Annotated in this window: 21 protein-coding genes and 2 tRNA genes; 15 read left to right on the forward strand and 8 right to left on the reverse strand. The window is 63.8% G+C overall.

Annotation, left to right across the window (positions count from 1 at the left end; all coding sequences use genetic code 11):
- Positions 1-73 precede the first annotated feature (73 nt).
- A complete protein-coding gene (locus tag KUV65_RS05700; RefSeq protein WP_222188372.1) occupies positions 74-2,518 on the reverse strand; it encodes an ATP-dependent helicase in 2,445 nt (814 codons plus the stop codon).
- Between the two features lie 142 nt (positions 2,519-2,660).
- Here KUV65_RS05700 and KUV65_RS05705 point away from each other — a divergent pair, with 142 nt between their 5' ends.
- Together KUV65_RS05705 and KUV65_RS05710 are read left to right on the forward strand one after the other, a co-directional pair.
- Positions 2,661-3,809 (forward strand): alpha-hydroxy acid oxidase, encoded by a 1,149-nt coding sequence (locus tag KUV65_RS05705; protein ID WP_222188374.1) that lies wholly within the window; start codon positions 2,661-2,663, stop codon positions 3,807-3,809.
- An 87-nt stretch (positions 3,810-3,896) separates the two neighbouring features.
- Positions 3,897-7,340 carry a pyruvate carboxylase gene (locus KUV65_RS05710; protein WP_222188385.1) on the forward strand — a complete coding sequence of 1,148 codons (3,444 nt, stop codon included), beginning with the start codon at positions 3,897-3,899 and terminating at the stop codon, positions 7,338-7,340.
- A gap of 90 nt (positions 7,341-7,430) precedes the next feature.
- On the opposite strand, the gene KUV65_RS05715 is transcribed toward KUV65_RS05710, so the two are convergent.
- Positions 7,431-7,667, reverse strand: coding sequence for a hypothetical protein (locus KUV65_RS05715; protein WP_222188387.1), 237 nt, complete (start codon positions 7,665-7,667; stop codon positions 7,431-7,433).
- Positions 7,668-7,809: 142 nt separating this feature from the next.
- Positions 7,810-8,760 carry a hypothetical protein gene (locus KUV65_RS05720; protein WP_222188389.1) on the reverse strand — a complete coding sequence of 317 codons (951 nt, stop codon included), beginning with the start codon at positions 8,758-8,760 and terminating at the stop codon, positions 7,810-7,812.
- A 409-nt stretch (positions 8,761-9,169) separates the two neighbouring features.
- Here KUV65_RS05720 and KUV65_RS05725 point away from each other — a divergent pair.
- The 7 genes from KUV65_RS05725 to hisH all read left to right on the forward strand — a co-directional run bounded on the left by KUV65_RS05725 (position 9,170) and on the right by hisH (position 15,203).
- Positions 9,170-9,244, forward strand: a tRNA-Gly gene (locus KUV65_RS05725).
- A gap of 349 nt (positions 9,245-9,593) precedes the next feature.
- Positions 9,594-11,657: a YjbH domain-containing protein gene (locus tag KUV65_RS05730; protein ID WP_222188391.1), complete on the forward strand. Its 2,064-nt coding sequence runs from the start codon at positions 9,594-9,596 to the stop codon at positions 11,655-11,657.
- The gene (locus KUV65_RS05735; RefSeq protein ID WP_222188393.1) at positions 11,648-12,346 is read left to right on the forward strand and encodes a YjbF family lipoprotein; all 699 of its coding nucleotides are present in this window, start codon (positions 11,648-11,650) and stop codon (positions 12,344-12,346) included. The genes KUV65_RS05730 and KUV65_RS05735 overlap by 10 nt, the downstream gene beginning before the upstream one ends.
- Positions 12,347-12,517: 171 nt before the next feature.
- Positions 12,518-12,724 (forward strand): hypothetical protein, encoded by a 207-nt coding sequence (locus tag KUV65_RS05740; RefSeq protein WP_222188395.1) that lies wholly within the window; start codon positions 12,518-12,520, stop codon positions 12,722-12,724.
- A gap of 37 nt (positions 12,725-12,761) precedes the next feature.
- Positions 12,762-13,913, forward strand: coding sequence for a DUF1972 domain-containing protein (locus tag KUV65_RS05745; protein WP_308124532.1), 1,152 nt, complete (start codon positions 12,762-12,764; stop codon positions 13,911-13,913).
- Between the two features lie 59 nt (positions 13,914-13,972).
- Complete coding sequence (gene hisB, locus KUV65_RS05750; RefSeq protein ID WP_222188399.1) at positions 13,973-14,560, forward strand: imidazoleglycerol-phosphate dehydratase HisB; 588 nt, start codon at positions 13,973-13,975, stop codon at positions 14,558-14,560.
- Between the two features lie 4 nt (positions 14,561-14,564).
- Positions 14,565-15,203 carry an imidazole glycerol phosphate synthase subunit HisH gene (gene hisH, locus KUV65_RS05755; protein ID WP_222188401.1) on the forward strand — a complete coding sequence of 213 codons (639 nt, stop codon included), beginning with the start codon at positions 14,565-14,567 and terminating at the stop codon, positions 15,201-15,203.
- 48 nt (positions 15,204-15,251) lie between these two features.
- On the opposite strand, the gene KUV65_RS05760 is transcribed toward hisH, so the two are convergent.
- Positions 15,252-15,638: a DUF2147 domain-containing protein gene (locus KUV65_RS05760; protein WP_222188403.1), complete on the reverse strand. Its 387-nt coding sequence runs from the start codon at positions 15,636-15,638 to the stop codon at positions 15,252-15,254.
- 174 nt (positions 15,639-15,812) lie between these two features.
- On the opposite strand from KUV65_RS05760, the gene hisA reads away from it, so the two are divergent.
- Genes hisA through KUV65_RS05775 form a run of 3 tightly spaced genes read left to right on the forward strand, consistent with a single transcriptional unit; the run spans position 15,813 to position 17,652 of the window.
- On the forward strand, positions 15,813-16,529 hold the full coding sequence (hisA, locus tag KUV65_RS05765; RefSeq protein WP_222188405.1) for a 1-(5-phosphoribosyl)-5-[(5-phosphoribosylamino)methylideneamino]imidazole-4-carboxamide isomerase: 717 nt from the start codon (positions 15,813-15,815) through the stop codon (positions 16,527-16,529).
- Between the two features lie 56 nt (positions 16,530-16,585).
- Positions 16,586-17,347, forward strand: a complete 762-nt coding sequence (hisF, locus tag KUV65_RS05770) for an imidazole glycerol phosphate synthase subunit HisF (protein ID WP_222188407.1) — start codon at positions 16,586-16,588, stop codon at positions 17,345-17,347.
- Positions 17,344-17,652 (forward strand): phosphoribosyl-ATP diphosphatase, encoded by a 309-nt coding sequence (locus KUV65_RS05775; RefSeq protein ID WP_222188409.1) that lies wholly within the window; start codon positions 17,344-17,346, stop codon positions 17,650-17,652. The genes hisF and KUV65_RS05775 overlap by 4 nt, the downstream gene beginning before the upstream one ends.
- A 9-nt stretch (positions 17,653-17,661) precedes the next feature.
- Here the strand turns inward: KUV65_RS05775 and KUV65_RS05780 are convergent, their stop codons facing one another.
- From KUV65_RS05780 to rlmB, 3 genes are all read right to left on the reverse strand, one after another.
- Positions 17,662-18,141 carry a CoA-binding protein gene (locus KUV65_RS05780; RefSeq protein WP_222188410.1) on the reverse strand — a complete coding sequence of 160 codons (480 nt, stop codon included), beginning with the start codon at positions 18,139-18,141 and terminating at the stop codon, positions 17,662-17,664.
- Positions 18,142-18,316: 175 nt separating this feature from the next.
- Positions 18,317-18,535, reverse strand: a complete 219-nt coding sequence (locus KUV65_RS05785; RefSeq protein WP_222188411.1) for a hypothetical protein — start codon at positions 18,533-18,535, stop codon at positions 18,317-18,319.
- A gap of 126 nt (positions 18,536-18,661) precedes the next feature.
- Complete coding sequence (rlmB, locus tag KUV65_RS05790; RefSeq protein ID WP_222188412.1) at positions 18,662-19,450, reverse strand: 23S rRNA (guanosine(2251)-2'-O)-methyltransferase RlmB; 789 nt, start codon at positions 19,448-19,450, stop codon at positions 18,662-18,664.
- A gap of 132 nt (positions 19,451-19,582) precedes the next feature.
- Here rlmB and KUV65_RS05795 point away from each other — a divergent pair.
- The 3 genes from KUV65_RS05795 to KUV65_RS05805 all read left to right on the forward strand — a co-directional run bounded on the left by KUV65_RS05795 (position 19,583) and on the right by KUV65_RS05805 (position 21,745).
- A tRNA-Tyr gene (locus tag KUV65_RS05795) sits at positions 19,583-19,666 on the forward strand.
- A gap of 285 nt (positions 19,667-19,951) precedes the next feature.
- Complete coding sequence (locus KUV65_RS05800; RefSeq protein ID WP_222188413.1) at positions 19,952-20,620, forward strand: sugar transferase; 669 nt, start codon at positions 19,952-19,954, stop codon at positions 20,618-20,620.
- A gap of 78 nt (positions 20,621-20,698) precedes the next feature.
- A complete protein-coding gene (locus KUV65_RS05805; RefSeq protein WP_222188414.1) occupies positions 20,699-21,745 on the forward strand; it encodes a hypothetical protein in 1,047 nt (348 codons plus the stop codon).
- Positions 21,746-21,819: 74 nt separating this feature from the next.
- On the opposite strand, the gene clpX is transcribed toward KUV65_RS05805, so the two are convergent.
- A complete protein-coding gene (gene clpX, locus KUV65_RS05810; protein WP_222188415.1) occupies positions 21,820-23,085 on the reverse strand; it encodes an ATP-dependent Clp protease ATP-binding subunit ClpX in 1,266 nt (421 codons plus the stop codon).
- Between the last annotated feature and the right edge of the window lie 98 nt (positions 23,086-23,183).

A 23,183-nucleotide genomic window follows, 5' to 3' on the forward strand; every position in this document is an offset into this window, starting at 1 on the left:
AAAACGACCGCCGGAATACCAACGCCCCGTTGCCGATTGGTGAATCTGGCCGGGAAGATGCTTAAAATGCCACCTAGAAGGGCACGTCACCCGCGGCGTCTGCCGCCACGACGAAACGACCGACGACATGCTTTTCGCCGGCCTTGTCAAAGGCAATGCCCAGCTTGTCGCCCTCGACCGAGATCACCTCGCCATAGCCGAATTTCTGGTGAAAGACGCGGTCGCCGACGGTAAAGGCGCTGACCGCCTCGGCGTCGATGGTGACGTTCTTGGCCTCGGACGGCTGGCGCATTCCGAACCGGCCCTGGTTCTGCTGCAACCGTTTCCAGCCCGGGGAGTTGTAGACATCCGCGCGCGCGGCCTTGTCCTGCAAATCGCTGCCGCGCATCATGCCCGACACGGGACTTGCGCTCGCCGCCATCCCGCCCTGATGCCCATAGAGCCCCGGCGGGGTCAGCACCTCGACATGCGCCTCGGGCAGTTCGTCGATGAACCGGCTGGGAAGCTGGCTCTGCCACTGACCATAGACACGGCGGTTGCCCGCGAAGGAGATCGTGCAAACCTTTTCGGCCCGCGTGATGCCCACATAGGCAAGGCGGCGCTCTTCCTCCAACCCTTTCAGCCCGGTCTCGTCCATCGAGCGTTGCGAGGGGAACAACCCGTCTTCCCATCCCGGCAGGAACACCGCCGGAAACTCCAGCCCCTTGGCGGCGTGGAGCGTCATGAGTGTCACTTTCGGCTCATTGTCATCCTGCTCGTTGTCCATGATCAGGCTGACATGTTCGAGGAACCCTTGCAGGTTCTCAAAGGATTCAAGGGCCTTCACGAGTTCCTTGAGGTTTTCCAGCCGCCCCGGCGCCTCGGGCGTCTTGTCGTTTTGCCACATCGCCGTATAGCCGGACTCGTCGAGAATCACCTCGGCCAGTTCGATATGGCTCAGCGCGTCGGCGGCGGGACGATCCTCTTCGATCAGGTCATCGACCGGGCCCACCTGCCGCAATCCGCCTTGCATCAAGGCCCGCCAGTGGCCGACCTGGTCCACCAGCCGCGCCAGTTCCTTCAGGCCCTTGCCGGACAGCGCCTTGGCCTCGACCGCCAGCCGCGCGCCTTCCAGCAGGCTGACACCATTGCTGCGCGCCATGCGCTGGATCGTTGCCTGCGCCTTGTCGCCAAGGCCGCGCTTGGGGGTGTTCACGATCCGCTCGAAGGCGAGGTCATCCTCGGGGCTGACCACGACGCGGAAATAGGCCATCGCGTCGCGGATCTCCATCCGCTCGTAAAAGCGTGGCCCGCCGATCACGCGGTAGGGCAGACCGATGGTCAGGAACCGATCCTCGAAGGCGCGCATCTGGTGGCTGGCGCGGACGAGAATCGCGATATCGTTGGGGCCGATCGGGTCCATGCCCCGGGTGCCCTGCCCCATCGCCTCGATCTCTTCGCCGATCCAGCGTGCCTCTTCCTCGCCGTCCCAATGGCCGATCAGGCGGACCTTTTCGCCGTCCTCGCCCTCGGTCCAGAGCGTTTTGCCCAAGCGGCCCTTGTTGGCCTCGATCACGCCAGAAGCGGCCGCCAGGATATGCCCGGTCGAGCGATAATTCTGCTCCAGCCGCACCACCTTCGCGCCCGGAAAATCCTTTTCGAAGCGCAGGATGTTGCCCACCTCGGCCCCGCGCCAGCCATAGATCGACTGGTCGTCGTCGCCCACGCAGCAGATGTTGGAATGCCCCTGCGCCAGCAGCCGCAGCCACAGGTATTGGGCGACGTTCGTATCCTGATACTCGTCCACGAGGATGTAGCGGAACCAGCGCTGGTATTGCGCCAGCAGGTCCTCGTTCCCCTGGAAAATGCGGATGACATGCAGCAGAAGGTCGCCGAAATCGACCGCGTTCAACTCGACCAGCCGCGCCTGGTACTGCGCGTAAAGCTCCGGCCCACGCCGGTTGAACGCCCCCGCATCCGCGGCCGGCACCTTGTCGGGCGTCAGCGCGCGGTTTTTCCAGCCGTCGATGATGCCGGCCAGCTGCCGCGCGGGCCAACGTTTCTCATCAATGCCCGCGGCGTTGATCAACTGTTTCATCAGCCGAACCTGGTCATCGGTATCGAGGATCGTGAAATTCGATTTCAGGTCCACAAGCTCGGCGTGGCGGCGCAAGAGCTTCACGCAGATCGCGTGAAAGGTGCCCAGCCACGGCATCCCCTCGACCGTCTGCCCCATCAGCGCGCCGATACGATTTTTCATCTCGCGCGCGGCCTTGTTGGTGAAGGTCACGGCCAGAACTTCGTTCGGGCGGGCCGTCCCGGTGGCCAAAAGATGCGCGATCCGCGCGGTCAGCGCCTTGGTCTTGCCGGTGCCAGCCCCTGCCAGCATCAGGACCGGCCCCTCCATCTGCTCGACGGCCTCGCGCTGCGCGGGGTTCAGCCCGTCCAGATGCGGCATCGGGCGCGCCGCCATCGCGCGCGCGGACAGGGACGCGGCCGAGGCCGCCTCGAAAGCGTCGGAATCGTCGAAACTGCTCATGGGCTGATCATAGGTCGGACACCGCGCTTGTTAAAGGTTTGTTCGCAGATTGTTCCAACCGCACTCAAATCCGGCGGAGGCAACAGGTTTTTCGATGGCTCGCCACTGGACAAGCGCGGCGCAAGACGATCATCTCGGCGTAATGGACCTGCACAGCCGCTTTCCCGCCCTGTCCGATCTCAAGGCCCGCGCCCGTCGCCGCATTCCCCATTTCGTCTGGGAATATCTCGACAGCGCAACCGGGTCGGAAAAGATCACCGAGCGCAACCGCGCGGCGCTCGACAAGGTGCTGTTCCGCCCCGCGGCCCTGCGCGGCGAGATCACGCCAGACCTGTCCACCACGCTGTTCGGCGAAGATTTCCCGGCACCCTTCGGCATCGCACCGCTTGGCATGTCCGGCCTGATCTGGCCCGAGGCCGAGCGCATCCTTGCCCGCCACGCGGCCCGCGCGGGTATTCCCTACACGCTGTCCACCGTGGCGACGCGGACACCGGACGAGTTGAAGGGCCATATCGGAGACCATGGCTGGTTCCAGATGTACCCACCCAAATCGCCCGAGATCCGCGACGACATGCTGCGCCGCGCGCGGGAGGCCGGGTTCAAGGCGCTGGTTCTGACCGTCGATGTGCCCGCTGCCTCGCGCCGCGAAAGGCAGACGCGGGGCGGGTTGGTCCAGCCCCCGCGCCTGACGCCGCGCCTGTTGTTGCAGGTTGCGCGCTGCCCGGCCTGGGCGCTCGGCATCCAGGCCAGCGGCATGCCTCGGATGCGGCTGATGGACTCCTATGCGGACCAGAAAAAGACCGGCCCCCTGCCCTCGACCGCGCATGTCGGCTACCTGCTGCGCGCGGCCCCGGATTGGGACTATGTCGCGGCGCTGCGCGACAGGTGGGACGGCCCGCTGATCCTGAAGGGCGTGATGGAGCCCGAGGTCGCCATCCGCGCCGCAGCCGAGGGTGTCGATGCGGTCTGGGTCTCGAACCATGCCGGGCGGCAATTCGACGGCGCCCCGGCCTCGATCGACGTGTTACCCGAGATCCGCTCTGCGACCGATCTGCCGATCCTGTTCGATAGCGGGATCGAAGGGGGGCTCGACATCATGAGAGCCCTCGCCACGGGCGCCGATTTCGTCATGATGGGCCGGCCCTGGCACTACGCGCTCGGCGCTTTGGGGCGGCAGGGGCCAGCGCACCTGCACGACATCCTCGCAAGGGACATGGTATCGAACATGGCGCAAATCGGTGCCCAGACCCTCGACGCGCTTGCCGCGCGCGGAATGCAACCCGCCGACTGACCGCGTGCCCGCGACTTCTATGCAGTTGCCCGAACCCGTCACGCCGCTTACACATTCTGCATCTGCGAGATGGAGGCCTGCGCCCAAATGACTGATTTCAAGAAGATCCTCATCGCGAACCGCGGCGAAATCGCCATTCGCGTGATGCGCGCGGCCAACGAGTTGGGCAAACGCACCGTCGCCATTTACGCCGACGAGGACAAGCTGAGCCTGCACCGCTTCAAGGCGGACGAGGCCTACAAGATCGGCGAAGGCCTTGGTCCCGTCGCGGCCTATCTCTCGATCCCGGAAATCATCCGCGTGGCCAAGATGGCGGGCGCCGATGCGATCCATCCGGGCTATGGCCTTCTGTCCGAAAACCCCGATTTCGTGGATGCCTGTACCGAGGCTGGAATCACCTTCATCGGTCCCAAGGCCGAGACGATGCGCAAACTGGGCGACAAGGCCAGCGCGCGCAAAGTGGCCATCGAGGCGGGCGTCCCGGTGATCCCGGCAACCGAGGTTCTAGGCGACGACATGGACGTCATCCGTGCCGAGGCTGACACCATCGGGTATCCGCTGATGCTCAAGGCCAGCTGGGGCGGCGGCGGACGCGGCATGCGCCCGATCCACAGCGCCGACGAGCTCGAGGAAAAGGTGCGCGAAGGCCGCCGCGAGGCCGAGGCCGCCTTTGGCAACGGCGAGGGCTATCTCGAAAAGATGATCACCCGCGCCCGCCACGTCGAGGTGCAGATCCTCGGCGACAAGGAAGGCAATATCTATCACCTCTACGAACGCGACTGCTCGGTGCAGCGCCGCAACCAGAAGGTGGTGGAGCGCGCGCCCGCCCCGTACCTCAGCGAGACGCAACGCGAAGAGATCTGCCGCCTCGGCAAAAAGATCTGTGAGCACGTGAATTACGAATGCGCAGGCACAGTCGAGTTCCTGATGGATATGGACACCGGCGCCTTCTACTTCATCGAGGTGAACCCGCGCGTGCAGGTGGAACACACCGTGACCGAGGAAGTCACCGGCATCGATATCGTGCGCGCCCAGATCCTGATCGCCGAGGGCAAGTCGCTGACCACGGCGACGGGCGTGGCAAGCCAGTATGACGTCACGCTCGATGGCCACGCCATTCAGTGCCGCGTGACGACCGAGGACCCGACCAACAACTTCATCCCCGACTATGGCCGCATTACCGCCTATCGCGGCGCGACGGGCATGGGCATTCGCCTCGATGGCGGCACGGCCTATTCCGGCGCGGTCATCACGCGCTACTACGACAGCCTTCTTGAAAAGGTCACGGCCTGGGCCCCGACGCCCGAGGCCGCCATCGCCCGGATGGACCGCGCCCTGCGCGAGTTCCGCATCCGCGGGGTCAGCACGAATATCGATTTCGTCATCAACCTGCTGAAACACCCGACCTTCCTGAACTACCAGTACACGACCAAGTTCATCGACGAGACCGAGGAACTGTTCGACTTCCGCCCGCGCCGGGACCGGGCGACGCGCATCCTGCGCTACATCGCGGACATCACCGTAAACGGGCATCCCGAAACAGCGGGCCGCCCCCTGCCCCCGGCCGAGGCGAAACCGCCCAAACCGCCCGCTCTGCGGGTCGAGACGCCGCCGGCAGGTACGCTGCAATTGCTTGAAGAGAAGGGCGCCAAAGCCGTTGCCGATTGGATGAAGGCGCAGGACCGGCTGCTGATCACCGACACCACGATGCGGGACGGGCACCAGTCGCTGCTGGCCACGCGGATGCGCTCGATCGACATGATCAAGGCCGCGCCTGTCTACGCGGCAAACCTGCCCGAGCTGTTCAGCGTGGAATGCTGGGGCGGTGCCACCTTCGACGTGGCCTACCGCTTCTTGCAGGAATGCCCTTGGCAGCGCCTACGCGACATCCGCGCGGCCATGCCCAACATCATGACGCAGATGCTGCTGCGCGCCTCGAACGGGGTGGGCTACACCAACTACCCGGACAACGTGGTGCAGGGCTTCGTCGCGCAGGCCGCCGAAAGCGGCGTCGATGTGTTCCGTGTTTTCGACAGCCTGAACTGGGTCGAGAACATGCGCGTCGCCATGGATGCCGTGGTCGAGTCCGGCAAGATCTGCGAAGGCACGATCTGCTACACCGGCAACGTGATGGACCCGGATCGCGCCAAGTATGACGTGAAATACTACGTCGCCATGGCGAAAGAGCTGGAAAAGGCCGGCGCGCATGTGCTTGGGCTCAAGGACATGGCGGGGCTTCTGAAACCCTCGGCCGCCGAGGTTCTGATTCCGGCTCTTAAGGATGCGGTCGATCTGCCGATCCATTTCCACACGCATGACACGGCGGGCGTCGCCTGCGGCACGATCCTTGCCGCGTCGCGCGCCGGGGTGGACGCGGTCGATTGCGCGATGGACGCGCTGTCTGGCAACACCAGCCAGGCGACGCTCGGGACGGTCGTCGAGGCGCTGCGCCACACCGACCGCGACACCGGCCTAGACATCGCGGCGATCCGCGAGATCAGCGACTACTGGGAGGCCGTGCGCACGCAATACGCCGCCTTCGAGTCCGGCCTTCAGGCCCCCGCCTCCGAGGTCTACCTGCACGAGATGCCGGGCGGCCAGTTCACCAACCTCAAGGCGCAGGCGCGCTCGATGGGGCTGGAAGATCGCTGGCACGAGGTCGCGCAGATGTACGCTGACGTGAACCAGATGTTCGGCGATATCGTGAAGGTCACGCCGTCGTCCAAGGTGGTGGGCGACATGGCGTTGATGATGGTCAGCCAAGGCCTGACCCGCGCCGATGTCGAGGACCCCAAGAAAGACGTCTCTTTCCCCGACAGCGTGATCGACATGATGCGCGGCAATCTCGGCCAGCCGCCGGGCGGCTTCCCCGATGCGATCGTGAAAAAGGTGCTCAAGGGCGAAAAGCCCCAGACGGACCGGCCCGGCAAGCACCTCGACCCGGTGGACCTGGAAAAGACCCGGGCCGATCTGGAAGACCAGCTCGAGGTCGCGATCGATGGCGAGGACCTCATGGGGTATCTCATGTATCCCAAGGTCTTCACCGACTACACCAACCGCCACAAGGATTACGGTCCTGTTCGCACCCTGCCCACCAAGACCTTCTTCTACGGTATGGAACCGGGCGAAGAGATCGAGGCCGAGATCGACCCGGGAAAGACTCTGGTGATCCAGTTGCAGGCCGTGGGCGAGACCACCGACGATGGCGAGGTGAAGGTGTTTTTCGAATTGAACGGCCAGCCGCGCACCATCCGCGTGCCGAACCGCAAGGCGGCGGCCACGCAAGCGAAGCGGCCCAAGGCCGAGACCGGCAACGCCGCCCATGTCGGTGCGCCGATGCCCGGTGTGGTCGCCTCGATCAGCACCTCGGCAGGCCAGGTGGTCACGAAGGGCGATCTGCTGATGACAATCGAAGCGATGAAGATGGAAACCGGCATTCACGCCGACCGCGACGCGGTGGTCAAGGCGGTCCATGTCACCGCCGGTGCCCAGATCGACGCCAAGGACCTGTTGGTGGAATTCGAAGCGTAAGCGCGCCGGACATTTCGCGAAAAAATCGGCCGCTGCGATCCTCTCGCAGCGGCCTTTTTCATGCGATCGATGCGACCGAACAGGGCGTGGTCATGCGGGGAACAGACCACCTTCGCGGGCGGCGGCGAGTTCATCAGCGTCGATAGCGCCGTCCGCGTTCGCGTCGGCCTCGTCGAACAGCTCCTGCGTCAGATCGGGATAAGCCGCGAGCATCTCCTCATAGGAATATGCGCCATCCCCGTCGGTGTCTTCCAACATGGTTTGCGCAACAGCAGCGATACCCGTGAATGCCATGGTGGCAACGAGCGGCAGAAAGAAGCGTGTCATTTTCGGGTCCAGAAATGCGGCCCACATGCGGGCCGCGAGCCGAAGGCACCATGCCTTCGCGACTGAATATATTTGCCGACATTCTTACGCAGAAGAGACCGCCACTTTGGTTACATCAATGTGATCGACCGGCCTGGAACCGCTACTCGATCCGGAATTCGGCGACCTTGTCCGACAGATAATAGACCCGGTAGACACCCGGCTCGGCGCGACCGAGGAAGTAGAGTGTGAAGTCCGAACCGCGCGGCTGGTCCTCCCAACTGATCGAGGTGGACCAGTGGACGCGGTAGGATCGCCCGGTTTCATACCCCACCGGCATGAGCGGCAGGCCATCCGGTCCCGTCACCCCGATCCAGTCCGAGTAGAAGAAGAACTGGTTTTCACCCGCCTGCGCATCGGTGTCAGTGGACATCGCCGGGGTCAGGGTGAGGTCGACCTGCATCAATCGACCCGGGCCGGTCGGTCGGATCGTTCCGGGCACGTCCTGCCCATTGAAACGCTCTTCCAGCGTCAGCATGTCGGTCACGCCCACGCCCGACACCGCCATCGACAAGGTCGCGGCGGGCCGCAAGACGCTGGTCACTTCGACATCGAGATCCAAGGGTACGTTCAGGACATTGCCATCCTCGGGGTCGCCGATCTGCATCGTGGCACTGGTCACCCCTTGCGGCACGACCCAGACGGCATCCAGAAAGGCCTGCTCGGTCTCGGCCGGGAAATCCCGGGGGCGGCGGGCATAGATCGACGTGGCGCCCGGTTCATAGACCGGCATGTGGTCGAAATGCCCGATTGCGCGCAAGCCTTCTTCGGCGCCCGGAAGCATGAGCAGAATGTCGGACGAGTTGATCGAAACGCGGTCCACCTCGTCGGAGAAGGCCACGTCGAACACCATGCGGATATGGAAATAGTCCGCCTCGTCTCCCGAGCGGTGCACATGGGTGGCGCAGCAGAAAATGCCGCTGTCGCCCGAGAAATTGGGGATCGCGTCGTAGCGTTGAACAGTGATGGCGTTCGGGTTGAGCAGGGATTGCGCCATGCCCATAGCAGGAACAAGCGACAACGCAGCGGCCAATATCGTTTTCGAGAAATTCATGAAATCCTCCTGGCAATATGCGGATCGACTGTGCGCCCCCCGATCTTGATCGGTCAAGCACGCCAATCCTGCACATGCGTGGATCACGATCGTGACCGCACTGGGGGCAAATGCGCCCCGGGGACCTGCCGCGACGCCGGGTCCCCTCCGCTTTCGCGGGTGGTGCCGGAAAACCGCTTTTCAGGGCGCATGAATGTCCGAGACCCAATCGCCCGCAAGAGACTCAGGCGCCAGCAAGCCACAGCGCCGCCGGGCGGCGGCACGAGAGCGCCCAAGACACGCCCGCAGGAAAATTGTTATTTATCATGACGTTGCGAAAGGTTCGGCGAAGAAATCGCGCGAAATGCAAAAATGGGAAAATCCCCTCTTGCGCCCCGGAAAAACTCTTTATAGATACACGCCTCACAGAGCGGGTGTAGCTCAGGGGTAGAGCATTACCTTGCCAAGGTAAGGGTCGTGAGTTCGAATCTCATCACCCGCTCCAATTTCTCCGACGACCCATCGGAGAACCGCACTCAAGCCGAAAATCGATGTTCGCAGTAGAGTATATCCCCACCTTGGGGGGCCCTCGCCGTGTGCGTCTGTGGGCGTGTTGCAACTATGCGCCGGCCTTTTGACGCTTTCCAAGGCGCGGCTGTGCCTTTTCGCCGTGTACAGGCTACACATGACACCGGAAGCGTTGCGCGAGCCTTTTCGAAGGGACAGCTTTCTGCGGCGCGTCACACGGGGAAACTGTCCGAATGGTTCGAACGCGGCTTGTCGTTTGCCTTGGCATCAGCTGTTTTGCGCACGGGGTCCTTGCGCCTGCTGCGTCTGCAGACACGCTCTCGCAGATGCCGACGCTGAACTATTACGGCCTTCCGGGCCTCGTCGACATGCCCACCGCCAACGTGATGCCGGATGCCGATCTTTCGCTGACCGGCTCCTATGTCGATGGCACCCTGCGCGGCACGATCGCATTCCAGGTGATGCCGCGCCTGACCGCAACGTTCCGCTACGCCGCGATCCCCGAATTCACGCCGGACAGCACGCCGATCAACCAGGATTACTACCTCGATCGCAGCTTTGACCTGCACTGGCAGATCCTCGATGAGGATAGCTGGTGGCCGTCGCTGGCCGTGGGCATTCGCGACATCGCGGGCACCGGCGTCTATGGCGGCGAATATATCGTGGCGACCCGCCATTTCGGCGCCGATGACCGGCTGGCGGTCACGGCGGGCCTGGGTTTCGGCCGCCTGGGCGAACGGGACGGCTTTGCCAATCCTTTTGGCCTCGGCAACCGCCCGCCGCGGGATTTCGGCCTTGGCGGCACGGTCAATTTCGACCAGTTCTTTCGCGGCGACGCGGCGGTGTTCGGCGGGGTCGAATACCAGGCGAGCGACCGCCTGCGGCTGCAGCTGGAATATTCCACCGACATCTACACCGCCGAGGCCGCCGATGGCGTGATCGAGATCGAAAGCCCTATCAATCTCGGGGCGACCTATGACATGGGCCGCTATGGCACCATCGGGGCGCATTACCTTTACGGCACCACGTTCGGGCTCAGCTATTCGCTTAGCACCAACCCCCGCCGCGGCGCGTTCAACGGCACCCTCGACGCCGCGCCAGAACCGGTGCGCCCGCGCCCTGTCAGCGCGGAACCCTACGCGACAAGTTGGGTGTCGCAGCCCGATGGTGCGCCGATCCTGCGCGACAATGTCGAACGCCTGTTCGAGGAAGACGGCGGGCTGGAACTGGTGTCGCTATCGCTCGATCCGCAGCGCGCCACGATCCGCGTGCGCAACATCCGCTACGGACAGGAGGCGATGGCGCTTGGCCGCGTGCTGCGCGTGCTCAGCGTGACCATGCCCAACTCGGTCGAAGTGTTCGAGGTCATCTTCATCGTCAACGGCGCCGACGCCAGCCGCGTGCGGGTGAACCGCTCGGATGTCGAGGCGCTGGAGCATGACGTGAACGGGGCCTCGGGTCTTATGGCGCGCGCCGATGTGGAACCGGCCGGGCGCGTGGGGGACCCAGACACGATCACCATTCGCGGCACCACACCCGATCGTCTGACCTGGGGCATCGGCCCCTATGTCGAGACGGCGCTGTTCGACCCCGACGCGCCGTTCCGCGGTGACCTCGGGCTCGAGGCGCAGGCGCGCTTTGAGTTCGGCCGCGGCTTCGTCGCCGAGGGCGCGCTGCGCGTGCCACTGATCGGCAACCTGTCGGATGCGCGGGTGGTGGATGGCGTCGAGCCCGGCGGACCCTTCCCGGTCCGCTCGGAATCGGCGCTCTACTACCAGGAAAGCGAGGCGCGGCTGGACCGCCTGACGCTGTCCCATTACGGGCGCCTGGGCGATGACCTCTACACCCGCCTGACCTTTGGCTACATGGAGCGCATGTTCGCCGGGGCCTCGGCCGAGGTGCTGTGGCAACGCGTCGATAGCCGCCTTGGGCTGGGGGTCGAGTTGAACCACGTCTGGCGGCGCGATTTCGACGGCGGCTTCGGCCTGCAGGATTACTCGGTGACCTCGGGCCATGTGTCGGCCTATTTCCCGATCTTCGGCGATTTCACCGGGCAGGTGGATGTCGGCCGCTACCTGGCCGGCGATTACGGCGCGACCCTGCGGGTGGACCGCGAATTCGCCAATGGCTGGCGGGTGGGGGCGTTCGCGACCTTCACCGATGTCAGCTTCGACGAATTCGGCGAAGGCTCCTTCGACAAGGGGATCGAACTGACCGTGCCTCTCGGCTGGTTCACCGGCACCTCGTCGCGGTCCGAGCAGACGACGACGCTGCGCCCGATCCTGCGCGATGGCGGCGCGCGCTTGTCGGTGGAGGGGCGGTTGCATGACCTGATCCCCGACTATCACCAACCCGCTCTGGAAGAGACGGAGGCGATGCTGTGGCGTTGATTTCCCTGCCCCGGCCATTGGTCGTTTGCGCGGCGGCGGCCTGTTTTGCGCTGTCGGCCTGCGGCACCGCCGAGGAAAGCCCGCTGGGCACGGTTCTGGGTGGCGTCGCCTCGGGCTTTGGCCAGGTCGGCGGCGGCAGCGATGCCGCCCCGTCCGATCCGCGCCAGGTGTTGGACCGCGCCACCATCGAGGCCATCGGCCAGCCCCTATTGACCGCCGAGTTGACCGCCCTGCCCGGCGCCAGCCTGATGACCCGCGTGGGCCGCAACCGTGGCGTCGACAGTTGGCGCGACAGTGCGGGGCTTGGCCTTGCCCTGAGCGATGCAGGCCTGTTGCGCGCGACCCGTGGCTTTGGCTTCGACCTGATGTCATCCGATGCCTCGGGAACGGCCCAAGCGCTGGCCGCGCGCCGCCCCGCCGAAGTGAACCGCACGATGGTTTACCTGGATGGTGAATTGCGCGAGGCGCGTGAAATCCATCGCTGCCGATTGACCGTCGAGGGACAGGCGGGCATCGAGATCGTCGGGCGCAACCATGCCACCACCCAGATCTCCGAGGTCTGCAGCCGCCCCGATGGCGACAGCTACACCAACCGCTACTGGGTCGAGGCCTCGGGCACGATTCGGCGATCGGAGCAGTGGATCTCGGACGAGGTCGGTAGCATCCGGCTGGACCGGCTGACCGACTGACGGGGTGCGCCCCGGACAAGTCTGCGGCAGCCTTGCCACAGGCTGCCGCAAATATCGGCAAATGCGGCGATGATCCGGTTTTTTGCCCCACCCGGCCCGCTGCGGCTGTTGATAGAGAGCCGGGCTTTGTGCATAAAAGTGCCAACTTGTTTTTGGTTTGGAGACCTGACCATGAAAAAGACCATCGCAGGCGCACTCGCCGTCATCGCCATGGCCGGCTCGGTCGCGGCGCAAGAAATTCAGCCGCTGGACACCACGGCCTCGACCCAGGCCGAGGGCCTTCCGGTCCTCAGCACGATCCCGATGGGCGCCATCGTCGTCGGCGGCGTCGTGATTCTGGGCGGCATCGCCATCGGTCTCGCAGCCGACGGCAGCTGATACCACGCAGATTACTGAATGTGGCCCGTCGCGCCTTGTGCGCTGCGGGCCTTTTTTCTCCAGACCGGCAACTCCCCCTTTGCCTGCCCCCCGATCCCCGACTGTCGCCATCGTAGGCACAAACGGTGTCCCGGCCCGCTATGGCGGCTTCGAGACCCTGGCGGAACAATTGATCCGCTGCGCGGCACGAAAGGGGATCGCCGAACGGTTCACCGTATGGTGCCCCGCGCAGCGAAACGCCCGGCATCTGCCGCGAACATGGCTCGGCGCGCGTTTGAGGACGCTGCCACTGAGAGCCAACGGAATACAATCCATTCCCTATGATTTCGCCTCGATGGCGCTTGAAGCCTGGGGGCGCGATAGCGCGGATTGCATCCTCGTGCTCGGCACATCCGGGACAGCGGCCCTCCCACTTCTGCGGCGGACAAGCCGGACACGCCTCATCGTGAATATCGATGGGCGGGAATGGGGGCGTGAGAAATGGGGCAACGCGGCGCGGCGCTTCCTCCGCTGGTCCGAGGCCAGTGCGGTCCGCAACGCACATGAGGTGATCGCCGACAACGCCGCGATCGCCCAGGAAATCGAGACACGGTATGGCCGCACACCGCACGTCATCGCATACGGTGCTGACCACGCCCTTGACGCGGAGCCCGCAGATATTTCCGACCTTGCCCTGCCCGACAGCTACGCCCTGGCAATCGCGCGCGCAGAACCCGAGAACAACCTCGAGATGATCCTCGAGGCGTTCGCGCCCTACCCTGATCGTCCCCTCGTGGTGGTCTCGAACTGGCAGGACACGCCCCACGGGCGCGCCCTCAAGGCCAGGTACGGCCCCGCGCCCCAGCTCTTCTTGCTGGATGCGCAACACCAGGCCGGCCGCCTACGTGCCATCCGGGAGCGTGCCAATGTCTACGTGCACGGCCATTCTGCCGGCGGCACGAACCCATCGCTTGTCGAGATGATGCCATTCGGGCGACCGATTGCGGTCTTTGACTGCGCGTACAACCGTGCCACGACCGAAAACCAGGCCGCGACGTTTGACGACGCTCAAAGCCTCGCCCGCCTGCTGCCGGACCTGTGGCAACCGCAGACCGCAACCGCCATGGGCGCGGCCCTCGCGGAAATGGCAGCGCGCCGCTACCGCTGGGACGAGGTCGCGGCGGCCTATTTCGATCTTATGGGGCTCTGAGGCTTTCCCAACCGCCGCAGCACGCCTATAAGCGCCCGCGAGACAAGGGAGAAACCCCGATGCGCACCGCCCAGATCACCCGCAAGACCGCCGAGACGGCGATCACCGTCGAGATCGACCTCGATGGCACCGGCAGCTACGACAACCAGACCGGTGTGGGGTTCTTCGACCACATGCTGGACCAGTTGGCGCGCCATGCCCTGATCGACATGAAGATCATGGCAGAGGGTGATCTGCATATCGACGACCACCATACGGTCGAGGATGTGGGCATCACGCTTGGCCAGGCCTTAACGCAAGCGATGGGCGACAAACGCGGCATCCTGCGCTACGGTGCGTGCCTGTTGCCGATGGACGACGCATTGGTGCGCACGGCGCTGGACCTCTCCGGCCGCCCCTACCTGGTGTGGAACGTGGATTTCCCGACGCAGAAGATCGGCACCTTTGACGTGGAACTCGTGCGCGAGTTCTTCCAGGCGCTGTCGACCCATGGCGGCATCACGCTGCATGTCGATGCGCTGCACGGGATCAACAGCCATCACATCGCCGAAGCGGCCTTCAAATCCGTCGCCCGCGCGCTGCGGGACGCGCTGGAACCCGACCCGCGCAAATCCGACGCGATCCCCTCGACCAAAGGCAGCTTGTAGGCCGATGACCACCGTCCTGATCGACTACGACTCGGGCAACCTGCACTCGGCGGAAAAGGCGTTTCAACGCATGGCCGCCGAAACCGGCGCAGGCCCCGTGATCGTCACGTCCGACCCCGATCTGGTGGCCCGCGCCGACCGGGTCGTGTTGCCCGGAGACGGGGCCTTCCCCGCCTGCCGCCGGGGACTGCGCGGCTTCGACGGGTTGGAAGAGGCCCTGATCGACGCGGTCGAGGCGCGCGCCGTCCCCTTCCTTGGCATCTGCGTCGGCATGCAGATGCTGGCCAGCTGGGGCCGGGAATACGAGGATGTCGAAGGGTTTGGCTGGATCCCCGGTGAGGTGGTTCGGATCGAGCCGTCGGATCCGTCGCTCAAGGTCCCCCATATGGGCTGGAACGATCTGGTGATTGATCGGCCCCATCCGGTGCTGGACGGGCTTCAGACGGGCGATCACGCCTATTTCGTGCATTCCTACGCCATGCGGGTCGATGACCCTGCCACGCTGCTCGCCCATGCCGATTACGGGGGGCCGGTCACGGCCATCGTGGGCAAGGACACCGTGGTGGGCACGCAGTTCCACCCCGAAAAGAGCCAACGCGCGGGCCTCCGCCTGATCGCGAATTTCCTGAACTGGCGTCCGTAACGAAAAAGGGCGCCGCGTGGCGCCCTCTTTGTCGCGACCCACATCGCCTTACTGGATGCGCACCCAGGTCTGCCGCGCGCAAAACAGGCCGCCCGCAACGCATCCGCGCAAATTCAGGCGGTCGCCCTCGACTTCCATCCGGCCGATATAGATCCGGTCATTCGCCGGACGATAAACCGAGCCCTCGTATTGCCCGCCACCCTGCGGCACCATGTCGATCACGATCTGGCGGCCGATATTTTCGGATTGATACTCGCCCGTCTCGTCGAAGGTGCGGATGATGGTCCCGCAAACGGCGCTGCCACAGGTGCTCATACGGACAAAGGCGAAGGCTCCGTCATCGGGTTGGGTTTGCCAAATCCCTTCCGCGATATCGGCCGATGCGGTGCCTGCCAGCCCCATGACGAGGGCAAGGCCCAAAGCCAGTTTCTTCATCTGGATTTCCTCCCAAAATCTCCTCAGGGCGGAGGGTGCGGTCAATTCACGCGATCTGGCAAGGCTGACGTGGCGGCGGGATCGCGCACCGCGCCCCTCGAAAGGCCGGCTTGCCCCGCCGCGTTCCAGGGTGCAAAAGCACGGCGACGTCCCACCCAAGCCCGGAACTACACCATGATCCTCTATCCCGCCATCGACCTGAAAGACGGAGCCGCCGTTCGCCTGCTGCGCGGCGAGATGGACAAGGCGACCGTGTTCAACACCGACCCCGCGGCGCAGGCGCGAGCGTTTCAGGATGCGGGCTGCCAATGGTTGCACCTTGTCGATCTGAACGGCGCCTTCGCCGGGGAACCCGTCAATGGCGCGGCGGTTGAAGCGATCCTCGAAGCAACCAGCGTGCCGACGCAACTGGGCGGTGGGATCCGCGACCTGGAGACGATCGAGATGTGGCTGAACAAGGGGATTGCCCGCGTGATCCTGGGCACCGTCGCGGTCGAGAACCCCGACCTTGTCTGGCACGCCGCCGCCTCCTTTCCCGACCAGGTCGCGGTTGGCATCGACGCCCGCAATGGCCGCGTCGCGACCAAGGGCTGGGCCGAGGAAACCGATGTGATGGCGACCGACCTCGCCAAGAGCTTCGAAGACGCCGGTGTCGCGGCGATCATCTATACCGATATCGACCGCGACGGCGCGATGGGCGGCCCTAACGTTCAGGCCACGGCCGATCTGGCGCGGGCCACCTCGATCCCGGTGATCGCCTCTGGCGGCGTGTCGTCGCTGACCGACCTCGTGGCCCTGCGCGACACGGGCGTGATCTCGGGCGCGATCTCGGGGCGGGCGCTTTATGACGGCGCCCTGGACCTTGCCGACGCGTTGGCAGCACTCGGATGAGCCTGTTGCGCGCGAACACGCTTCCCCCTGCCCCTGCGATCGCGTAGTTCAGTCCCATGCTCAAGACCCGCATCATCCCCTGCCTCGATGTCGCCGATGGGCGCGTCGTGAAAGGCGTGAACTTCGTCGACCTGATCGATGCCGGCGACCCGGTGGAACAGGCGCAGGCCTATGATGCCGCCGGCGCGGACGAGTTGTGTTTCCTCGACATCCACGCGACCCACGAGAATCGCGGTACGATGTATGACCTCGCCACCCGAACGGCCGAGCATTGCTTCATGCCGCTGACGATCGGCGGCGGTGTGCGCACCGTCGAGGATGTGCGTAACCTGCTATTGGCAGGCGCCGACAAGGTCAGTTTCAACTCCGCCGCCGTGGCCGACCCGGATGTCGTCGCCCGCGCCGCGGACAAGTTCGGCAGCCAGTGCATCGTCTGCGCCATCGACGCCAAGACGGTCGCCCCCGGCAAATGGGAGATCTTCACCCATGGCGGGCGCAAACCGACCGGCATTGATGCCGTGGAGTTCGCCAAAACGATCGTGGCCAAGGGTGCGGGGGAAATCTTGCTGACCTCGATGGATCGGGACGGCACGAAACAGGGTTTCAACATCCCGCTGACCCGCGCCATTGCCGATGCGGTGCCGGTGCCGGTGATTGCATCTGGCGGTGTCGGCACGCTCGATCACCTTGTCGAGGGCGTGACTGAAGGCCATGCCAGCGCGGTGCTTGCCGCGTCGATCTTTCATTTCGGGACCTACACCATTGCCGAGGCCAAGGCCCATATGGCCGCGGCGGGCATCCCCATGAGGCTGACATGAGTACGCTGGAACGACTGGCCGCAACGATCGAATCCCGCAAGGGCGCCGATCCGAAATCCTCCTGGACGGCGAAGCTGCTGGCCCGCGGCCCCAAGAAAGCCGCCGAGAAATTCGGGGAAGAGGCCGTCGAAGCGATCATCGAGGCCGCCCGGGGCGACCGGGAAAGGCTGACGAGCGAGGCCGCGGACGTCCTGTACCATTTCCTCGTCATGCTCGCCTCGCGCGACGTGGCCCTGGCCGATGTCTATGCCGAGCTGGAACGGCGCGAGGGCACCTCGGGCATCGAGGAAAAGGCCCGACGCTGACCTGCTTGGTCAGAGCTTGGAACTGATGATTCCCGTGGCGAAGCCGCCCATGCGCAATTCGCCGAAGAGGCGCTGATATTCGATCTTTGGACAGCGGTTCTGGATCACCGTCAGACCTGCGGCTTCGGCTTTCGCAGCCGCCTCGGCGTGTTCGACCCCGATCTGCATCCAGATCACCTTGGGGCGTGGCTCCATGGCAAGCGCTGCATCCACGATCTCGGGAACGGCCTCGGGGCGGCGGAAGATATCGATCACATCCACCCCGCCCTCGATCTCGGACAGGTCGGCCACACAGGTCGCGCCGAACAACTCCTTTCCGGCCTGCCCCGGATTGACGGGCACCACACGGTAGCCTTTGAGCTTGAGGTATCGCGCCACGTAGTGACTGGGTCGCACCGGGTTCGGGCTGACACCGACGCAGGCAAAACTCTTGGACTCGCGCAGAACGCGACGAAGCAGGTCATCTGACGGGTTTGTTGTCATGCCCATTCGCATAGCACGTCAAAAAAGCGCCCGCAGCGGAAATCCGGCGGGCGCAAGTCACGGAACGAGGGACAGTGATGGATGCTACGGCGTTCCGGGCCGCTGCATCTATTTAACAAATGGGGCCTTCTGGCGCGTTTTGAAGGGTGGAAACAAATTCGTGATCACGCCTTGCGCACCATCAATCGAAGATATCGTCGAATAAATCGAACGCTTCTTCCATCACTTCGCGCAGCATCCCTTTGCGTTTCTTGTGCTTTTTCTTTTTCCGGCGCGGATCCGCTCCGCCTTGCCAATCCCCGCTGCCGGCCCAGTCCGGCTGAGGGCGTCCGTGTGGGGCAGGCGTCCGTGGGCTGCGCTTGGCTCCGCCCCGCTCTTTTTCGGGCTTGAGCCATTTCATCTCGTGCAAGGGCGCCCCGCAGGAACCGCAGGCCAGTTCGTGGCCTTGCCGTGCCGTCAGCCGCAAGGTCTGCCGGCTTCCGCAATAGGAACAGGTGGCGATCTTAGTGTCATAGGGCACAGGCATTCACTCCGGCTTGGCTTGTGACACCGCATATAGAGAGACTGCCGCCGCATTCGAGACATTGAGCGACCCAAATCGGCCAGACGCAGGGATCCGGGCCAGCAGATCGCACAAATCACGGGTCCGCTCACGCAGCCCCGGCCCCTCTGCCCCCATCACGAGCGCGACGGGTCGGTCTGCGTGATCGGCAAGTGCCTCTCCGATCTCGACCGTTCCGTCCCCGTCGAGGCCGATCAGCGAGAACCCCATCTCGCGCAAGCGCTCCATCGTGTTGCCGAGATTTGCCACGCGCAGATAGGGCTGGCGTTCCAAAGCACCCGATGCCGTCTTGGCCAACGCGCCCGTTTCCGGCGCGGAGTGCCTGGCCGGCGCAATGACAGCGCGCGCCCCGAACACCTCGGCCGAGCGCAGGATGGCGCCCACGTTGTGCGGGTCGCTCACGCGATCCAGCAGGACAAGGCACGCCCTCCCTTCGCCGCGCAAGACGATGTCATCGAAGCTGCCCCAATCGAGGGGCTTGACCTCAAGCGCGGCGCCCTGATGCACAGAGCCCGGATCAAGCGGCACCGGGAACTTGCGCGGATCCGCAATCTCCGGGGCCAGCCCGGCGACGGCGATGGCGTCGGCCAACTTGGCCTCGGCATTCTTCGTGACGACGAGGCGCAGTTTCTCGCGGCGGGGGTTGTTCAATGCGTCCCGCACCGCGTGCAGACCGAAGAGCCAAACGGTTTCCGCCGCGGCAGCCCGTTTGCCCCGCTCTTTCTCGATCACCCAAGTGGGTTTCCTGGCCATGCTTTCACCGTTTGTCTCTCTATTCGGGTAGGGGTTACGGCTCCTTCTTTGAAATGCCAAGCCCGGCGCAGCAGTTATGACAGATTCCCCGTTGACGCCCCCGCGGTGCGCTATTATTCACCCCCTCGCGTCGGGCGACGTGCTGCAAGGTGCGGCAGCGGACTGTAACTCCGCCGGGGAGACCCATGCCTGGTTCGATTCCAGGGTCGCCCACCATTCCCCCTCCCACAGATTGAACAGAAATTCGTTGTTCTGCCGCGGATCGAGTAGGCTCAGAGCCGGTTAATTCGGCTGCCACACCAGATGTCGCCTGCACGTCGGGCTGAAAAACCCGGCCCAAACTGCCCAAGAATGTGGCAAAAATGAAACTACGGCGACACCCTGCTTGTATTCAGCATCTGCCGTTGACGACCCGTCGCATATAGTGGGACTTGTCAATGACTGCCGACGGCGCTGTGAGAATCTGAAAGCAGCCGCTGCTATGACACTGGGGGAATTGTGGTGACCTATACACCCGACGCGTCAGGCTTTCGTACGAAAGCGCGGCCTTCCCGCGTTGAAGTGCTGCGTAGTCAGGGCTACCTGATCGCCAAGCGAGGGTTCGACCTCGTCTTTTCGACCATTGTCTTGCTGCCGGCGATGCTGGTGGTTGCGGCGCTCCTGCTTGTTCTCAACCCGATCTACAATCCCGGACCCTTGTTCTTCCGCCAGATTCGCATGGGCCGCGGATGCAAGCCGTTCTGGACCTTCAAGTTCCGGACGATGCGGGTGGCCAAGAACTCGGCGAAGCAGTGCCGTCCGATCGATGCCCCCCTCGAAAAGGATCGCATTACGGCGATCGGAAGTTTCCTGCGCCGCTCTCGCTTCGATGAGTTGCCGCAGATCTTGAACGTGTATCGCGGCGACATGAGCCTGATCGGGCCGCGCCCGGATTACTACATTCACGCCCATCGCTTCATGAGAACGATCCCCGACTACCGCGACAGACACGTCGTACGTCCCGGCATCAGCGGTCTGGCGCAGATTGAACTGGGATATGCCGAAGGGTACGCGGCCACACGACTGAAGACGGCGGCTGATATCGAATATATCCGCAAGGCAAGCTTCAAGCTCGACACCTGGATCCTGTGGCAAACGATCCGCACCGTCGTCGGCATGCACGGAGAATGATCGTAGTGATGGCAGCCCGTTTCCGACGCTGCTAGCATACGAAAAATCCTACAATGCCCGGGGACAAGAAGAGCAGCCATGCCCGGCGATACCACGTCAAAACCCGCATCGGAGTCGCCACAGGGCGGCAAATCCGGGATAGACCGCCCCTTCAACGTCGTGATCGTTGGACAGAGCGGTCGGCTGCAATATGAAGCAGCTCTGTTTTGCGTCTCGTTTCGAGCGACCAACCCCAACTTTGCCGGCCGTCTGTTTGTTGCGGAACCCGTTCCGAATGCCGCTTGGTCACGCAATCCGCGCATGAATGACGACGCTGTTCGGCAACTCCTAAGTGACCTGGACGTCGAAATTCTTCCCTTCGAAGCAAACCACTTCGGAGAGGCCTATCCCTACGGCAACAAGATCGAGCTTTTGTCCGCCTTGCCGGCCAACGAGCCCTTCGTGTTCTTCGACAGTGACACGTTGATCCTTGGCGATCTGGCGACGGTGCCCTTCGATTTCGACAGGCCTGGCGCCAGCAAGCGCGTGGAAGGCACCTGGCCGAAACTGGAGCTTTACGGTCCTGGCTATACGCAGATCTGGAAATCGCTCTACGACAAATTCGGCCTGGATTTCGAAAGCTCACTGGACCTGGGCCAGCCCGACGAATACTGGCGCCGCTACCTTTACTTCAACGCCGGCTTCTTCTTTTTCCGCTGCCCGCAGGAATTCGGGGAACCGTTCCTCGAATACAGCCTCGCCATCCGCGACGATCCCCCGCCGGAATTGGTGTGCCAAACACTTGATCCGTGGTTGGACCAAGTGGCGCTTCCCCTCGTGATCCATTCTTTCGGCGGCGGGCGCGAGACACTCCCCGCTGGCCTGCTCGATGGTGAGATCAGTTGCCACTACCGTGTCCTGCCGTTGCTCTACGCGCGCGAGGATCAAAGGGTCATCGACGTGCTCGAAAAGGTCACCGCGCCGAACAAGGTCAAGAAAGTCCTAAAGGCCTACGAGCCCTTCAAGCGCATGATTTATCAAGGCAAAGGCGCCAAGGCGCGGGCGCTGTTCGATCAAGGCGACCTGCCACGCCGGGAACAACAAATCCGAAATACCTTGAAGCGAGAAAACCTCTGGCTTCGATGAAACGCGCCTGATCGCAAGCAGAAAGGCCCGCCGCGTATCAGCGACGGGCCTTCGTTTTTTCGTCAAGCCGAGTGTTAGCCCGCCGTCGCCGACTCGTCCTTCTTGCGTTCGGCGTAGATCATCAGCGGCTGCGCGTCCGAGGTCACGGCCTCTTCGTTCACGACCACTTCTTCGACGCCTTCGGCACCCGGCAGATCGAACATGGTATCCAGCAGGATATCCTCCATGATCGACCGAAGGCCCCGCGCCCCGGTCTTGCGTTCGATCGCGCGCTTGGCAATCGCGACCAGGGCATCATCGGTGAATTTCAGCTTCACGTCCTCGAGCTCGAACAGACGCTGGTACTGCTTGACCAAGGCGTTTTTCGGCTCGGTCAGGATCTGCACCAGCGCATCGGCATCGAGATCCGTCAAGGTGGCGATCACGGGCAAACGGCCCACGAATTCCGGGATCAGGCCAAACTTGAGCAGGTCTTCGGGCTCAAGCTCGGTAAAGACCTCGCCGATGCCGCGGCTGTCATTGTCCTTCACGTCCGCACCGAAGCCGATGGCCGACCCTTTTCCGCGCTGCGCGATGATCTTTTCCAGACCGGCAAAGGCGCCGCCACAGATGAACAGGATATTCGTCGTGTCGACCTGCAGGAACTCCTGCTGCGGATGCTTGCGCCCGCCCTGTGGCGGGACGGAGGCGACAGTCCCCTCCATGATCTTCAGAAGCGCCTGCTGCACCCCCTCGCCCGACACGTCGCGGGTGATCGAGGGATTATCCGACTTGCGGGTGATCTTGTCGACCTCGTCGATATAGACGATGCCGCGCTGCGCACGGTCGACATTGTACTCGCTCGCCTGCAGCAGCTTGAGGATGATATTTTCCACATCCTCCCCTACGTAACCCGCTTCGGTCAGCGTGGTGGCGTCGGCCATGGTGAACGGCACGTCGAGAATGCGCGCGAGTGTCTGCGCCAAGAGCGTCTTGCCGCAGCCGGTCGGGCCGATCAGCAGGATATTCGATTTGCTCAGTTCAATATCCGATTTGCCGGCATGGTTGAGACGCTTGTAGTGGTTGTGCACGGCCACAGACAGCACGCGCTTCGCGTGCGCCTGGCCGATGACATAATCGTCCAGCACGTCACAGATTTCCACCGGGCTGGGCACGCCATCGGTGGCCTTGAGGCCGCTGGTTTTCGTCTCTTCGCGGATGATGTCCATGCACAATTCGACGCATTCGTCGCAGATGAACACCGTGGGTCCGGCGATGAGTTTGCGCACCTCGTGCTGGCTCTTGCCGCAGAACGAGCAGTAGAGCGTATTCTTCGAGTCGCTGCCGGATGAACTTGCCATGTCGTCTCCCTCGACGGGTCGTCGCGGGGCGGGTGCCCCAATTTCGCCGGCGCCGGGCCGAACTTTGAAAAAGACTAAATCAGCCCCGGCGCCTTCAC

Source organism: Maritalea mobilis (assembly GCF_019800885.1).
In the GTDB taxonomy this organism is placed as follows: Bacteria; Pseudomonadota; Alphaproteobacteria; order Rhodobacterales; family Rhodobacteraceae; genus Roseibacterium; species Roseibacterium beibuensis.

Bases quoted from the DNA above. Each gene is read 5' to 3' on its own strand.
- KUV65_RS05785 (WP_222188411.1), bottom strand. From the start codon at position 18,535: ATGAAATGGCTCAAGCCCGAAAAAGAGCGGGGCGGAGCCAAGCGCAGC.
- KUV65_RS05780 (WP_222188410.1), bottom strand. From the start codon at position 18,141: ATGGGCATGACAACAAACCCGTCAGATGACCTGCTTCGTCGCGTTCTG.
- KUV65_RS05720 (WP_222188389.1), bottom strand. From the start codon at position 8,760: ATGAATTTCTCGAAAACGATATTGGCCGCTGCGTTGTCGCTTGTTCCT.
- hisH (WP_222188401.1), top strand. From the start codon at position 14,565: ATGACCACCGTCCTGATCGACTACGACTCGGGCAACCTGCACTCGGCG.
- KUV65_RS05730 (WP_222188391.1), top strand. From the start codon at position 9,594: ATGCCGACGCTGAACTATTACGGCCTTCCGGGCCTCGTCGACATGCCC.
- KUV65_RS05710 (WP_222188385.1), top strand. From the start codon at position 3,897: ATGACTGATTTCAAGAAGATCCTCATCGCGAACCGCGGCGAAATCGCC.
- KUV65_RS05760 (WP_222188403.1), bottom strand. From the start codon at position 15,638: ATGAAGAAACTGGCTTTGGGCCTTGCCCTCGTCATGGGGCTGGCAGGC.
- KUV65_RS05715 (WP_222188387.1), bottom strand. From the start codon at position 7,667: ATGACACGCTTCTTTCTGCCGCTCGTTGCCACCATGGCATTCACGGGT.
- hisA (WP_222188405.1), top strand. From the start codon at position 15,813: ATGATCCTCTATCCCGCCATCGACCTGAAAGACGGAGCCGCCGTTCGC.
- hisB (WP_222188399.1), top strand. From the start codon at position 13,973: ATGCGCACCGCCCAGATCACCCGCAAGACCGCCGAGACGGCGATCACC.
- KUV65_RS05700 (WP_222188372.1), bottom strand. From the start codon at position 2,518: ATGAGCAGTTTCGACGATTCCGACGCTTTCGAGGCGGCCTCGGCCGCG.
- rlmB (WP_222188412.1), bottom strand. From the start codon at position 19,450: ATGGCCAGGAAACCCACTTGGGTGATCGAGAAAGAGCGGGGCAAACGG.
- KUV65_RS05805 (WP_222188414.1), top strand. From the start codon at position 20,699: ATGCCCGGCGATACCACGTCAAAACCCGCATCGGAGTCGCCACAGGGC.
- KUV65_RS05740 (WP_222188395.1), top strand. From the start codon at position 12,518: ATGAAAAAGACCATCGCAGGCGCACTCGCCGTCATCGCCATGGCCGGC.
- clpX (WP_222188415.1), bottom strand. From the start codon at position 23,085: ATGGCAAGTTCATCCGGCAGCGACTCGAAGAATACGCTCTACTGCTCG.
- hisF (WP_222188407.1), top strand. From the start codon at position 16,586: ATGCTCAAGACCCGCATCATCCCCTGCCTCGATGTCGCCGATGGGCGC.
- KUV65_RS05705 (WP_222188374.1), top strand. From the start codon at position 2,661: ATGGACCTGCACAGCCGCTTTCCCGCCCTGTCCGATCTCAAGGCCCGC.
- KUV65_RS05775 (WP_222188409.1), top strand. From the start codon at position 17,344: ATGAGTACGCTGGAACGACTGGCCGCAACGATCGAATCCCGCAAGGGC.